The sequence below is a fragment of the Clostridium psychrophilum genome (assembly GCF_018861705.1).
Taxonomy (GTDB): Bacteria; Bacillota; Clostridia; order Clostridiales; family Clostridiaceae; genus Clostridium_AD; species Clostridium_AD psychrophilum.
In genome coordinates this window covers 45,087-59,891 of sequence record NZ_JAHLEC010000009.1, presented here as the reverse complement: position 1 = coordinate 59,891, position 14,805 = coordinate 45,087, and the positions used below count along the sequence as shown (strand labels likewise).

14 protein-coding genes and 1 riboswitch are annotated in these 14,805 nt (G+C 30.9%); of the genes, 8 read left to right on the top strand and 6 right to left on the bottom strand.

Going from position 1 to position 14,805, the window contains the following annotated elements:
• Positions 1-352 precede the first annotated feature (352 nt).
• Complete coding sequence (locus tag KPL38_RS03770) at positions 353-967, top strand: nitroreductase family protein (protein WP_216287234.1); 615 nt, start codon at positions 353-355, stop codon at positions 965-967.
• Positions 968-1,154: 187 nt separating this feature from the next.
• Here the strand turns inward: KPL38_RS03770 and metA are convergent, their stop codons facing one another.
• From metA to KPL38_RS03755, 3 genes are all read right to left on the bottom strand, one after another.
• The gene (gene metA, locus KPL38_RS03765) at positions 1,155-2,072 is read right to left on the bottom strand and encodes a homoserine O-acetyltransferase MetA (RefSeq protein ID WP_216287232.1); all 918 of its coding nucleotides are present in this window, start codon (positions 2,070-2,072) and stop codon (positions 1,155-1,157) included.
• A gap of 22 nt (positions 2,073-2,094) precedes the next feature.
• The gene (locus KPL38_RS03760) at positions 2,095-3,384 is read right to left on the bottom strand and encodes an O-acetylhomoserine aminocarboxypropyltransferase/cysteine synthase family protein (protein WP_216287246.1); all 1,290 of its coding nucleotides are present in this window, start codon (positions 3,382-3,384) and stop codon (positions 2,095-2,097) included.
• A 188-nt stretch (positions 3,385-3,572) separates the two neighbouring features.
• Positions 3,573-3,683: riboswitch (SAM riboswitch) on the bottom strand.
• Positions 3,684-3,771: 88 nt separating this feature from the next.
• A complete protein-coding gene (locus KPL38_RS03755) occupies positions 3,772-4,230 on the bottom strand; it encodes a YbaK/EbsC family protein (protein WP_216287230.1) in 459 nt (152 codons plus the stop codon).
• Positions 4,231-4,622: 392 nt separating this feature from the next.
• On the opposite strand from KPL38_RS03755, the gene KPL38_RS03750 reads away from it, so the two are divergent.
• From KPL38_RS03750 to ybaK, 4 genes are all read left to right on the top strand, one after another.
• On the top strand, positions 4,623-5,549 hold the full coding sequence (locus KPL38_RS03750; protein ID WP_246577798.1) for an ABC transporter ATP-binding protein: 927 nt from the start codon (positions 4,623-4,625) through the stop codon (positions 5,547-5,549).
• Positions 5,542-6,495, top strand: coding sequence for an ABC transporter permease (locus tag KPL38_RS03745; protein WP_216287228.1), 954 nt, complete (start codon positions 5,542-5,544; stop codon positions 6,493-6,495). The genes KPL38_RS03750 and KPL38_RS03745 overlap by 8 nt, the downstream gene beginning before the upstream one ends.
• A 170-nt stretch (positions 6,496-6,665) precedes the next feature.
• The gene (locus KPL38_RS03740) at positions 6,666-7,049 is read left to right on the top strand and encodes a hypothetical protein (RefSeq protein ID WP_216287220.1); all 384 of its coding nucleotides are present in this window, start codon (positions 6,666-6,668) and stop codon (positions 7,047-7,049) included.
• A 313-nt stretch (positions 7,050-7,362) separates the two neighbouring features.
• Positions 7,363-7,833 (top strand): Cys-tRNA(Pro) deacylase, encoded by a 471-nt coding sequence (gene ybaK, locus KPL38_RS03735; protein ID WP_216287218.1) that lies wholly within the window; start codon positions 7,363-7,365, stop codon positions 7,831-7,833.
• A 65-nt stretch (positions 7,834-7,898) separates the two neighbouring features.
• Here the strand turns inward: ybaK and yjeM are convergent, their stop codons facing one another.
• Positions 7,899-9,410, bottom strand: coding sequence for a glutamate/gamma-aminobutyrate family transporter YjeM (gene yjeM / locus KPL38_RS03730; RefSeq protein ID WP_216287211.1), 1,512 nt, complete (start codon positions 9,408-9,410; stop codon positions 7,899-7,901).
• 267 nt (positions 9,411-9,677) lie between these two features.
• Between yjeM and KPL38_RS03725 the strand changes: the two genes are divergently transcribed.
• Positions 9,678-11,045, top strand: coding sequence for a pyridoxal-phosphate dependent enzyme (locus KPL38_RS03725; RefSeq protein WP_216287209.1), 1,368 nt, complete (start codon positions 9,678-9,680; stop codon positions 11,043-11,045).
• A 100-nt stretch (positions 11,046-11,145) separates the two neighbouring features.
• On the opposite strand, the gene KPL38_RS03720 is transcribed toward KPL38_RS03725, so the two are convergent.
• Together KPL38_RS03720 and KPL38_RS03715 are read right to left on the bottom strand one after the other, a co-directional pair.
• Positions 11,146-11,703 carry a sugar O-acetyltransferase gene (locus KPL38_RS03720; protein ID WP_216287207.1) on the bottom strand — a complete coding sequence of 186 codons (558 nt, stop codon included), beginning with the start codon at positions 11,701-11,703 and terminating at the stop codon, positions 11,146-11,148.
• A 343-nt stretch (positions 11,704-12,046) separates the two neighbouring features.
• Complete coding sequence (locus KPL38_RS03715) at positions 12,047-12,460, bottom strand: hypothetical protein (protein WP_216287205.1); 414 nt, start codon at positions 12,458-12,460, stop codon at positions 12,047-12,049.
• 231 nt (positions 12,461-12,691) lie between these two features.
• Between KPL38_RS03715 and KPL38_RS03710 the strand changes: the two genes are divergently transcribed.
• The gene (locus KPL38_RS03710; protein WP_246577797.1) at positions 12,692-13,126 is read left to right on the top strand and encodes a MarR family winged helix-turn-helix transcriptional regulator; all 435 of its coding nucleotides are present in this window, start codon (positions 12,692-12,694) and stop codon (positions 13,124-13,126) included.
• Positions 13,127-13,145: 19 nt separating this feature from the next.
• Positions 13,146-14,585, top strand: coding sequence for an MFS transporter (locus KPL38_RS03705; RefSeq protein WP_216287203.1), 1,440 nt, complete (start codon positions 13,146-13,148; stop codon positions 14,583-14,585).
• Positions 14,586-14,805 lie beyond the last annotated feature (220 nt).

The window sequence follows — 14,805 nt, the reverse complement described above, 5'->3', positions numbered from 1 at the left end:
TTAAGATGTGTTTGCTATACCCCAAAATAGGTTAAAAACGTAATAAAGCACCAGCTATTGCTGGTGCTAATAATTAAAACTTTTTGGGACATTTTCAAATTCAGTTGACAGATATAATTAATTAAAACTGTATTTAGAAAAGCAATTAGTAAATAATAGTCATTAATATATAAATTTAGTATATAATGGAATGATGTCTTTTGTATATTATATATATGAGATTGTTAGGTAGAATAATATAAATTTACTTCACATATGTAAGGTATAACTAGTATTATAATAACATAAAGTAGTTAATAATAATTATTAACAAACAATAATAAAATTTAAGAAAATTGGGGAGTGTATTTAAATGAATTTAAGAGAAGTTTATGAAAGTAGAAGAGCAATTAATTTTTTTGACACTAATAAAGGGATAGATGATGCATTACTTAAAGATATAATAAACCTTGCAGTACTCGCACCATCAGCATTTAATCTTCAACCTTGGGAGATTATAGCAGTAAAATCTAAAGAGGGAAAAGAAAGATTGCATAAATTTGCAGCTCAGCCTAAGATACTAGAGGCTCCGGTTACTTTAATTATAGTAGGTAATAAAACAGGATATGAAGCATCAAACCCTACATGGAAAGACATGTTAAAGTTAATGGGTGGAGATAAAGAAAAATTAGCAGGTACACAAGGAATGGCAGCTGGGTTATATGGTACATCTAATGAAAACAAATTAAAGTTTGCTGAAAGTAATGCAGGATTACTCGCTATGTCTATAATGTATGCGGCTAAGAGCCTTGGAGTCGATTCTCATGCAATGAGTGGTATGGATTTCGAGGGTGTACGAAAAGAATTTGAACTTGATGAAAATAAGACTGTAGTTATGTTAATTTCACTTGGTCACTTAGATGAGAGTAATACACTTTACCCAAGAGCTTATAGAAGAGGGTACGATGAGATAGTTAAAGAAGTTTAATAATATTTTAGTTATAAAGGAGGTTTCTTAATTAAATGGGAAGCGCCTTTATATTTTATTGATTTTTAGCATGGGCACGCAATCCAACTTATAGAAGCAGAAGAAGGTATTAAACAAACTAATTGATAATAAATACAATATATAAAAACTACTGACATAAATATATTATCAGTAGTTTTTATACATACTATTCTAGATATATTAAATTGTAAGGCGTTTCTTGGTATACATAATAGTTTAACCAATTTGAGAAAAGCAAACTTGCATGACCTCGCCATTTTACAACAGGCGTTTTAGTTGGATCATCATTGGGATAATAATTTTTTGGAACATTTCTATCTATTCCATTTGCTATATCTCTGTCATATTCTTTTTTTAACGTTAATGGATCATATTCTGAATGTCCAGTTACAAAAATTTGACGTCCTTTTTTTGCAGATACAATGTAAATTCCTGATTCATCAGATTCTGATATTATCTCAAGTTCATTTATTTTATCAATATCAGATTTTCTTATTTCAGTAAACCTTGAATGTGGAACATAAAATTCATCATCAAATTCACTTAAAAGCTTAGTGTTTTGTTTTGTTATTTTATGTTTAAACACACCAAACATTTTGTTATCTAATTTATGTTTTTGTAATCCGTAATGGTAATGAAGCCCTGCCTGAGCACCCCAGCAAATATGCAACGTAGAGTATACATTTCGTACACTCCACTGCATAATTTCTTCAAGTTCTTCCCAGTAATCTACTTCTTCAAAAGCAAGGTTCTCAATTGGAGCCCCTGTTATTATCATCCCATCAAATCTCAAATCTTTTATTTCATCAAAAGTATTATAAAATTTAATTAAATGTTCTTCAGATATATTTTTACTAGCATGGCTTTTAGGGTGAAGAAGCACTACATCAATTTGAAGTGGAGAGTTTCCAAGCAGTCTTAGAAGTTGCGTCTCTGTATCAATTTTTGTAGGCATAAGGTTTAAAATAATAATTTTTAAAGGACGAATATCTTGGTGAAATGCACAGTCCTCTGTAATAGTAAAAATATTTTCCTTATTTAAAGTTTTAAAGGCTGGAAGATTGTCTGGTATTTTTATTGGCATTTAGATCATCCTTCCTTTGTAACTATTTAACTGCTTTTTCTAGAGCTTGTTTCAAATCATATATAATGTCATCGATTCCTTCAACACCAATTGAGAGCCTTATTAAATCTGGAGTAACTCCAGCAGCTTTCTGCTCCTCTTCATTAAGTTCTGCATGCGTTGTGCTTGATGGATGAATTACAAGAGACTTCGCATCCGCAACATTTGCAAGTAATGAGAATAACTTTACACTGTTAATAAATTTCTTCCCAGCTTCAAGTCCACCTTTAATTCCAAAAGTGAATATTGACCCAGCTCCTTTTGGTAGATATTTTTTAGATAAAGTTTTATATTTACTTGACTCGAGTTCAGGATAATTAACCCATGAAACACTTGGATGCTTGCTTAAAAATTCAACAACTTTTTTAGCGTTTGAAACATGCCTCTCAACTCTTAAAGACAATGATTCAAGTCCCTGAAGAAAATAAAATGCACTTTGTGGACTAAGTGTTGCCCCTGTATTTCGAAGTAATTGAACTCTAGCCTTTAAAGCAAATGCTGGAGCACCTAAATCGGCATATACAAGTCCATTATAGCTTTTGTCTGGTGTAGTAAAATCAGGGAACTTGCCACTTGCCCTCCAATCAAATTTACCACCATCGACTATAATTCCACCAATAGTAGTTCCATGTCCACCTATGAACTTTGTTGCTGAATGAACAACTACATCTGCTCCAAACTCAATTGGACGGCATAGGAAAGGAGTTGCAAAAGTACTGTCAATAATAAGTGGTATTTTATTTTCGTGGGCAATATTTGCTACTGCTTCTATATCTAAAACATTCATTTTTGGATTTCCTATTGTTTCACCATAAAGTGCTTTTGTTTTACTAGTTATAGCTTTTCTAAAGTTTTCAGGATCATCTGGGTCAACAAATATTGCGTTAATTCCAAGTTTTCTAAGTGTAACATTAAATAATTCATATGTACCACCATACAGTGTACTTGCAGTCACTATTTCATCACCACAGCTTGCAACATTGAGTATTGCGTAGAATATTGCAGCTAGTCCTGAAGCTGTAGCAAGTCCAGCAACGCCACCTTCTAGTGCAGCTACTCTTTTCTCGAAAACGTCTGTAGTAGGGTTCATTATCCTTGCATATACATTTCCAGGTTCCTTTAACTGAAATAAATTTGCTGCATGATCTGCATTTTTAAATACAAAAGATGATGTTTGATAAATTGGAACTGCTCTTGAACCTGTAGTTGGATCAGGGACTTGTCCTGCATGTACCTGCAATGTTTCAAAACTTAATTTTCTCTCACTCATAATAATATCTCCTTTTTATTCTATTTTTGTATTTTGGGGAAAATATTAAAAATATTGATAGTTTATTGCTGAAACAGTCACAAAATGTGATAATGCATTTATATAGGTAAAAAAAAAGCGACCTTCCTATAAGGAAAGCAGCACGTTTAACTTTAATAAACAATAAAATTGTATAATAAAATATGCTATCGTCCTTATCTTTCAGATTATACAATCTGATGGAATTGACACCATTGCATTCATAAAAGAATGCTGGTTGTCGGGCATCATCGGGCCAGTCCCTCTGCCGCTCTGGATAAGTTGTATTTAGTTATTAGTTCATAGTATATTACTCATAAAAGTTATTGTCAATGGCTTTTATGAATATTAATTATTTTATACTAATTTGATTTATTTGCAAACATTAATATATTCAGCTTTAGTTAGCTCTTGCATTTTTGAAGGACTGATTTTTAATGCTGTAAATGCTGAACCAGCTGCGGGATAAACATATTCATAGTTTTCAAGAGATACATCTATATATACTGAAATAGGTTTTATCAAACCAAATGGGCATACTCCACCTACTGGATGCCCTGTTATCTTTGCAACTTCATCGTGATCTAACATTTTTGCTTTTACTTTGAAGAAATCTTTGTATTTCCTATTATCTATTCTTGCATCTCCTTTAGTAACAATTAAAATATTACTCTCTTTAAGACGAAATGATAATGTTTTTGCGATTAAAGCTGGCTGAACACCGAGGGTTTTAGCGGCAAGATCAACAGTAGCACCACATTCTTCAAGATTAAACACTGGATCTTCAAGTCCGTGATCAATAAAAAATTTTTTAACACTTTCAACACTCATAACAAGACCTTCTTTCATATATATTTTTATTCTTTATAGTTTAAAAGCTATGATAATGCTTTTACTGAATATTGTCAATAATGCGAATATATTTTTATACGATATTATACACAAAAATAGAGTATATTGTCGATTAAAATTTTGTTGATAGAAAGAAATTTATAATCTTTTGCGTGAAACTGCTAATATATATTTCAGTAGTTTTTTTGATGTTTGAAAATCAATTGAAAAGCAAAATATATTTGTAATTAATGTAGACTTTTAAGATTGCTTTACAACCACCTAATGCTAAAAATGTTAGTTTGAAGTATGGAGTACCAAGTGTTATAATACCTTATGTCAATGGCCATTTTGAGGGCTGAACAATTAAAATACATATAAGGAGGTTTAATATGGGTGTGAAAAATATAGTACAAATTAAGAATGTTACAAAGAAAATTGGAAAAAAAGTTATAATAGATGATCTTACTTTTGATGTGCATTCTGGTGAGGTGTTTGGTTTTCTTGGACCTAATGGTGCTGGTAAAACCACTACTATTAAAATGCTTTTAGGACTTATGTCTATTACTAAGGGTGAAATATACATTGATGGTTATAATGTTGAGAAAAATTTTGAAAAAGCAATTGCTAAGGTGGGTGGAATTATAGAAAATCCAGATTTATATAAATATTTAACTGGATATCAAAACCTAGTTCATTTTTGGAGAATGTACCCATATATAAAGAAAGAACGTATTGATGAGGTTATTAAAATTGTTGGTCTTGAAAAAAGGATACATGATAAAATAAAGACATATTCTTTAGGAATGAGGCAAAGGCTAGGTGTTGCACAAGCCTTAATTAATTCTCCAAAACTATTAGTGCTTGATGAGCCTACTAATGGACTCGACCCTGCTGGAATTCATGAACTACGTACTCATTTGAGAACCCTTGCAAAAGAGGAAAATGTTGCGGTTATCGTATCTAGTCATTTGCTTTCAGAAATGGAGCTTATGTGTGATCGAGTAGGAATAATACAAAATGGTAAATTAGTTGGAATTCAGGATATGAGAGAAATGCTCGATGATGTAGATGATTCAGTTATATCTTTGATTGTTACACCAATTGAAAAAGCAAAAACATATTTAGAAAGTCTTAATAGCAAATATAAACCACAGATAAATGATAAGGAAATTAAAATTAATGAGTCTATAGAAAATATTCCTGAGTTAGTTGAAAAACTTGTAGGTCAGGGAATTAAAATTTATAGCGTTAGTAAGGTACAACAAAGTTTAGAAAATAAATTTTTAGAAATGACAGGGGGTAACGAAATTGCGTAATTTAATAAATTTAGTTCGTAATGAAAACATGAAACTTGCGCATCATACTAGCACATGGGTGATGATGGGAATAATGGTTATCCTTATAGTAGTAGCAGGATTAGTAACTAGATTTGCGGTTCCACAAGCATCTGCTAGTAATTGGAAAGCAGATATAACTACTGAAGATCAATTTATTAAGCAAATGATAGCTAAACCAGAAACAGTAAAAACACAAAAGGATGCAGCTGTTAAGCAATTACAAACTAATGAATATCGTCTTAAACATGATGTTCAACCTATACAAAGCAACTCATTATGGGGATTTGTAGAAGGAATAGCAAGTAACTTTATATCTTTAATTGCCCTTTTTGCAATTGTAATGGGTGGTGGAATAGTAGCAAATGAGTTCTCAGGGGGAACAATTAAACCATTACTAATTAGACCTTCAAAGCGTTGGAAGATACTGCTTTCAAAATATATTGCTGTTATAGAACATATTATTCTAATGCTTTTAGTACTATTAGCACTATCATTTATTCTAGGAGGCATATTGTTTAGTTTCAAGGGTGCAGGTACACCATTGCTTACTAATTCTAGTGGAGTAATCACTGAAATTAACATGGTATCACATATTGTGCAGCTTTATGGCCTTGAGTCTATAAACTTGCTTATGATGGTTACTTTATCATTTATGATTTCTACAGTTTTTCATAATAGCGCAATGGCTATAGGAATTGGAGTTTTTCTTTTAACTGTAGGGAATGTAATAACAGTAGTACTTGCTAGATATGATTGGTCAAAATACATCTTGTTTGCAAACACTAATTTAAACCAATATATTAGCGGGGAGCCATTAGTTAAGGGTATGACAATGACATTCTCAATTACTGTATTGATAGTTTATTTTATAATTTTTAATACTATTTCTTATATAGGTTTTACAAAACGAGATATAGTAGCATAATATTAATCATATCATGGAGATAACCTAGGCATTATATCATTTGCCTAGGTTATTTTATTTGGAAAAATGTTTAGATAGTAAATTATATTTTAAGAGGATAATATGTGTTATAGTAACAAAGCAGGGATAGTGGAGTAATATATAATATAAATATTATTTTGGAGGTACTTATGTACGATTATCGCTGTAAAGAGTGTGAAAACTTTGGTGAGTGTATGTCTATGGCTAATATGTCTATGATGAATATGCCTATGGGTGAGTCAGATGATGAAGATTTAAAAAGTATGTATCCTAAGGTTTATATCAGGATTTATCCAATGGTTAAACATCATTATGATATGATTGTAGCAAAACATGGAAGAATGTATTGTCCTAGTAAAGATAAAATGGATAATATGTGTAAAGATATATGCGACAAGTACAAAAAAAATCATAAGGACGAGGATAATGATGATATGAGACAATATGGATATCGGTTTTACGGTGGAGGTGGACTTGGAGACATAGTTAGAATACTTTTAATTGGAAATTTACTTGGAGGAAGAAATTATTAAAAGTATTAGTATTATTGTTAGTTAATATTAAATTAAAAGTGCTAACTTTCAATCCTATTTACAAAAAACTGTTGAAGTTTATTTCGATAGTTTTTTTTTGTTATTAAATCATCTCCTGGGTCGCTGCAACAGCTTCGAAGAGGATGGCAGACTTGAAGCTTCCAAAATATTGTTAAATAAAACTTAAGTGCATTAATATAATGTGCAGTGCATAATTGTATTTATGTGCATAGGGCGCAGAAAGAGAATATAATAAAGATAGTTTATAAGCTAACGGTATACTTTAAATTATTAAGATAACGGGGGAAAAATAATGATAAAAACAAATGCTATGCGAATTTTAGATAAAATGAATATAGAGTATGATGTTATAACTTATGAGGTTAAAGATGATAAAGTAGATGGAGTATCTGTGGCAAAGAAGATAGGGAGAGAGGAAAAATATCTTTATAAAACGATAGTAACACATGGAAATTCTAAAAAAATTTATGTTATTCTTATTCCAGTTAAAGAGGAAATAGACTTTAAGAAAGTATCTAAAGCAACTAATGAGAAGAGTGTAGAAATGTTAGATCTAAAGGAACTTAAAAAGCAAACGGGATATATTAGAGGTGGATGTTCCCCTATAGGTATGAAAAAAAAGTATAAAACATATATTGACAAAGCAGCACTTGAAATAGATAAGATAATTGTAAGCGCAGGTAAAGTAGGGTATCAAATAGAAATAAATGCAAATACATTAAAGAATATTGTAGATGGTGAGTTTGTTGATTTAATAAAATAAACTGATAATAGTTATTAAAATATAAAAAAGATGATTTCTAAGTAGAAATCATCTTTTATGGTTTATTAGTTTTTTACACATTTTTTTTCATAAGATCTATACATTAAAAATGCAACTAATGCAAAGAATACAGGCCCAGCTATACTCCAAATGGTTGTTTTTATATCTCCTGTAAGTGCGGGTTGTAAAATTGAGAAGAAATTTGCAAATCCAACAGTGAATATAACTACGATTGTCCATACTACAGCACTTTTGTAAGTTTTAAACATTTCAAAAGGTTTAATAATATCTTTATTTTTCTTAAATGGTATAAAAGCATACGCTATAAACATGTATGGAATAGTCATAGCCACATTAGTCATTGATACCAATATTACGAAGAACTTTTTCATACTACTTCCACCGAAGGCTATAAGAACAATCATAACACAAACAACTGCAGCTTGAACCCACATAGCATTTTGAGGCATTCCGTTTTTCATTTCTGCCATTTTACCAGGCCATAATTTAGGCGGAGTACCTTCAATTATTTGTTTTAATGGGGAAAACATTAATGCGAAAAATGCACCTGTTAGAGTTAAGAACATTGAAAATCCAAAGAATCTAGCTACTCCATGTGACATTGCTATACTTGTTGCTTGACTAGCACCGAATGCATCACCAAGAGCATATCCTAGATTACCCATGACTACATAACTAGCATTACCTAAATTAACAGATTTGATATTCATAACAGATGCCCAGTTAGTAAACACACCAACTAGAAATATACCAAGTGAATATCCAATTGAGATAACTGCTGCTGAAAGAACTATTCCCTTAGGGAATGTCTTTTCTGGATTTTCTGTTTCATCAACTAGGCCTCCAACAACTTCTATTCCACCATAAGCAAATATAGCAAATACTATGAATGCAAATGCTGAAACCATACTTCCACTAGCAGCGGGATCTGGTGATTGCGTAAATGAGCTTAATCCAACTACTGGCTGAGCTAATTGTCCATGATTACCTATAAGTACCAGTATAGCTCCAACAAATAGAAGTACGTTTGCCGCTACAACTGCAGTTCCACCTACAGAAGTAAATTTCTTAATGCTCTCTAACCCTTTAGTTGACATAACCGTAACAAATATTATCCAAAGGACTGCAAGTATGCCTAGAGTTTTAGGACCGGTTAATCCAGTCATACCAAATAAAGCCCAACTTTGTGTTGTATCTTTACCAAATAGCGCATTTGATATTGGAATCCAAACTCCTGAAGCAACATTAACCATCCAGACTACATAAGATGAATACCACATGAACGTTGCCATAAAAGCAAATTTAGGACCTACTGATTTTGACATCCATGAGTATATTCCACCTTTTTCATTCCTAAAAGCAGTACCAAACTCAGCCATCATGAAAGCAAAAGGAACAAAGAATGCCAGTCCTGACAGAATATACCATGGAATAGCGGCATACCCCATTATATAAAATGATCTAGGCATGTTATTAAATCCGTAAACTGAAGTAAAAATCATTAAAACTAATGATACAAGTGTTAATTTCTTAGTATGTTTTATTTTTTTTGACATGTTTTCTCCTTTCAATGTTAGATGTTAAATATGTTTTATTTTATTTTATGATAACATTATCATTATAATAACAATCGACAAAAAATTCAATAGTTTTGTTTTGAATGAGATTAGTTTTAGTTAGTTCATATGTAGTGGCATAATCAATATTTGCAGAATTAAACCAAAAATGATATAGTATAGACAATTATATCTTAGCAAAATGGGCATTCTAACTTTAAAGGTTTAAAAGAAGTTAGAATGTTTTTTTATTTAATTACATTAAGTATGGAAGGAGATATTATGCGAAAAAGTGGAAGAACGCCATTAATGAGAGCAAGAAAAATGGAAAAAGCATTAGGTATTGAAGAAATATATTTAAAGCTTGAAGGAGCTAATCCATCAGGACATAAATATGATCGTATTGCAGAGGTATTAGTAAGAGATGCTATTACTAATGGATTTTCAAAAATTCTAGTTGATGGTTCCAAATGTTACATAAAATCGGTAATGTTATTTGCAAAACTAAATGAATTGGAAGTAAGGGTTCCATTATTTAAACAAGAAAAATGGAAATTATCACGTTTAAACAAAGATATTTTAATGGATTTAAGAGATAAAAAAAATACGTTTTCACGTTTGCAATTAAGAGATATAGCAGAGGAAAATAACATGTATTTAATGTGTGAGTGGAATTTAAATAATATAATAAGCCACTTGGTACTCGAGGACATGACTACCGAATGTTTGAAGCGAATGGATTATAAAGTTGATACCATTACTCTTCAGTTAGGGTATGGGTATACACTATCAAGTATTTATAGTGGGCTTATGAAAAGTTGGGTAGAAGAAGAATTAAGCGAATTACCCCAATTGTTATGTGGTTCTAGACCATTGTGGCAAGATGTCTTGGATGAATATGCTAAAAAGATGCACATTGACCAAGATGAAAATGATAAGAATATAACAGAAAAAAAAGATGATTATTTACCAGATAAACACACAGAAATCGTAAAGATAATAATGAAAATTATTTTAGAGACACGTGTTGAAATGATTGGTATTGAAGAAGAAGATTTAAAAAAAGCATCTGCTATGCTACGTGAACTTGAGGGTGTCATAGTTTCAAAAGATGAATCCTATGCAATGGCAGCATTTATTCAAAAGGCTCAGAGTGGACTTTTGAAAAACGGAAAACATCTGATTATTTTAAATAATGGAAGAAGCGAAATTGAAGTATGCGAAATTAAAAGTTTTAATGATAAAAACAAAGAGGATTTACTTGAGATGACTCGTTCTTGGTTATCTGATTATAATGATTCAGTTGGAGAAACAGTAGATGCTATAGAAAAGGCTATGAAAGAAGGATTTTTGTTAATAGCCAAGAGAAATGGGGAAGAACAAGGTATTTGTATTATCGTCAATATGGGATTTGAAAGATTTATTCCTACATATCATTTAGCTTATATTGGCGTTAAACCAGGTAATAAGGGACGCGGTGTTGCATCTGAACTAATTGGACGTGCTATTGAATTAACAGATGGTAATTTGTCTCTTCACGTAGACCTTGATAATAAGAGGGCTAAAAGCCTGTATCGTAAAATGGGGTTTAACCATGTATATGATCGAATGATATATAATCATCCAGTTGAGTGATCTAAAATCAAGATGAGGCAAATTACTGAAATATATTTCTCAGTAATTTGCCTCATCTATTTTTCTAGTTATTTAATTATGTATATTTCAATATTTAATGTTATTTATTAATGTATTTTAATATTCTACAAGGGTTTCCTACAGCAACAACATTAGCTGGAATATCCTTTGTTACTACGCTACCAGAACCGATTACGCTATTATCACCAATAGATACTCCAGGGTTTATTATAGCTCCTCCACCAACCCATACATTATTTCCTATTGTAACAGCCTTTGTATAATCAGCGTTTTTAGGTCTTAACGTTGGATCAACTAGGTGAGTTGCAGTAAATATAGATACATTAGGAGCAAATAATGCATCATCTCCAATTTTAACGAGGCCATCATCTAGTATTAAAAAATTAAAATTGGCATAAAAGTTTTCACCAATCTCTATATTTGTTCCATAATCACAATTAAAGGGAGGTTCTATTTCAAAATTTCCACCTATTTTTCCAAATAGTTTTTTTAGAATATTTATTCTCTGCGTAGTTTCTTCGGGGTCGGAATTATTATATAACTTTGTAAGATGCCTAGCTTTATTTCTTAAGAGTACTAAATCTTTATCATAGGCATTATATATTTCACCACTTAGCATCTTTGATTTTTCACACATTTTATACACTCCTTATTCGATATACATATTTATATAAGTATATCATAGCAAAATAAATAGTAGGATTAATGAACTAATAAAGCTTATATTAGAAAGAAAAGTCATTAAAACAGTACTATGTGTTACATACTTGAACCTTATTAAATATATTAATGATAATAGGCATTATTTATAATAATATGACATTAAAATGGTCGAAAGCAAATATAAAACAACATTAGGGTTTAAGCACATAATTACATAATGTTAAATAGATAGAAGTAATAGAAACAACCCAATGTATTTTTATTCATAACATTGGGTTATATAAAAATGTAAGTTTTAGAACATTAAGTAGAAATTACTATTCTTCATTGTCTCTGTTTGCCATAGGTTTCATCGAACTCATAGGATTCATTATCATCATTTGACTCATAGCCATCATCTGATTCATTTGCATCATGTATATTACAGGACTTATTTGCAACATAGGATTAATTGTCATCATTTGCATCATAGTCATCATCTGATTCATTTGTATCATATACATGGCAGGATGCATTTGCATCATTTGACGCATAGATATCATTTGCATCATAGGATCAATTGGTGGCATATTATCGATATGTTTCATTTGAGCATGTGCCATATTATCCATGGGCTTCATTTGCATCATAGGATCTACTGATGGCATTTTATCCATAGGCATCATCTTTATATTAGGACCTACTGATCTCATATATTTACATCTCATTGCATTCATTGAATAATTTTTCATGATAATCTCCTTATATAAGTTTTATTCATTATATTATTATGATGAACTTTATTTTATGTTACTGATTTTTCAAATTTAGAATAGTTACTAAATGATTTTTATGTGTGTAGAAGTTGTATTTATATATAGAAATTAATAGTTGACAAGTCAACAAAATATATTTATACTAATAAAGGTTGACAAATCAACTAAAAAAGTGGTATGGAAGGTTAAAAAAGGCGGTGTTGAATATTGAAGGAAGATATAATGTATCTGATTAAGCTTAATAGTAAAATTTTCAGAGCTACTCAGATTTATTTGGATAAGGTGCTAAAAGAGTATCAATTAAGTAGTGGTTGTTATCCATACTTACTTATATTAAGGGGAAATGAGGGCATTAGTCAAAATAAAATAAGCGAAGAAATAGGCTGCGATAAGGCAATGTCAGCAAGGACGATAACAAAGCTTATAAAACTTGGATACTTAGATAAGAATAAAGATGAAACTGATTGCAGAGCTTATAAGTTATATTTAACAGAAAAGGCTAAGGCTATAATCCCAAAAGTTCTTAATCAAATTCATAAATTGTCTACCCTAATAACTGAAGACTTAGACTATAATGAGAAAGTTATCACAATAGATTCATTGAATAAAATTTTAAGTAATATAAAAAAAATAAATACATAATCATAAAAGGAGAATATTAATGGAGTCAGTAAAAGATAGTAATTTTAAAAATAGATGGGTAATTCTATTTATTGTAGTAATGGTAACTTTTATGTGTACGTTAGATAGTAGTGTTGTAAATGTAGCTTTACCTGTAATGGCTAAGGCATTGAACGTATCATCGGCGGGTATCCAATTGGTAGTAACAAGTTATTTAATTGTTATTTCAGCAGCTATATTAATTTTTGGTAGATTAGGTGATATGCTTGGCAAAACAAAAGTGTTTAAGTTTGGAATAGGTATATTTACAATGGGTTCGTTATTTTGTGGAATAACGAGTTCACTTCCAATTTTGGTTATAGCTAGAGTAGTGCAGGCAATAGGAGCGGCAGCTACTATGGCAAATAATCAAGGAATTATCACTGGAGTGTTTCCAGCAAAAGAAAGAGGAAGGGCACTGGGAATTGTAGGTACATTCGTGGCTTTAGGAGCAATGGTAGGACCAGCACTTGGAGGATTTATAGTGGATGCCAGCAGCTGGGAATATATATTCTTAATAAATGTTCCAATAGGCATAATAACTTTATTTTATGGAATAAAGATACTGCCAAAAGCTCACAAAACAGAAAAAGTAAAATTGGATGGACTTGGTGCAGCGTTGTTTGCATTTGCTATAGTTCCCCTATTTGTAGCTATAGGAAAGGGACAAGAAATTGGATTTACTCATCCTATAATTTTAGTGGCATTTTTGATAGCGATTGTTTCTTTTATTGCATTTATCATTGTGGAAAAGAAACGCAAAAATCCTTTACTGCAGTTAGAGATTTTTGAAAATAAATTATTTTCACTCTCTATATTTTGCGCGTTTATATCTTTTGTATCGATATTTTGTTCAGTAATTATACAACCTTTTTATCTTCAGGACGTACTTAGGTATTCACCCTCTTTTACTGGGCTAATACTTATGATATCCCCTTTGGTTTTGGCTGTAGTGGCACCAACTAGTGGATATTTGTCAGATAAAATTGGATCAGAAATCTTAACGTTTATAGGTCTTGTGGTTACAGGAATTGGATTACTATTAATGTCTACTTTAAATGAGCAAACTAGTCTTTTAAGTATGGTGTTTTTTATAGCGGTTATGTCCGTTGGAAATGGTTTATTTCAATCACCTAATAATTCTCTAGTAATGTCAACAGTACCAAAGGATAAGTTAGGTATTGCAGGAAGCATTAATGGGCTTGTAAGAAATCTTGGAATGGTATGTGGAATAGCTTTATCAACTGCTCTTTTGTATAATCGGATGAGCTATAAAATTGGGCATCGAGTAACTAATTATATAGTAGGACGAAATGATGCATTTATTTACGGTATGAGAACTGTATACATAACTGCTGCAATTATTTGTTTAATTGGGGCTGTGTTAACATTTTCAAGATTACATGGTGGTAGAGCTAAATCTAGAGATATTTTAAAATAGAAAAAATAATATTAGTACACATAATGCAGAAGTAGTAAGTAGTTGTTACCAGTTAAATAAAATTAAATTATAACAACATGATTTACAAAAAAAGTAATTATATTGAAGAAAAATATTCATACATAGATTTTTATGGTATAATTTCCTTAAATGATATGCATAATAAACTATAGATAGGTTAATGTATTATCTAAATTGTGAAAGGAAGTGAGCATTTAGT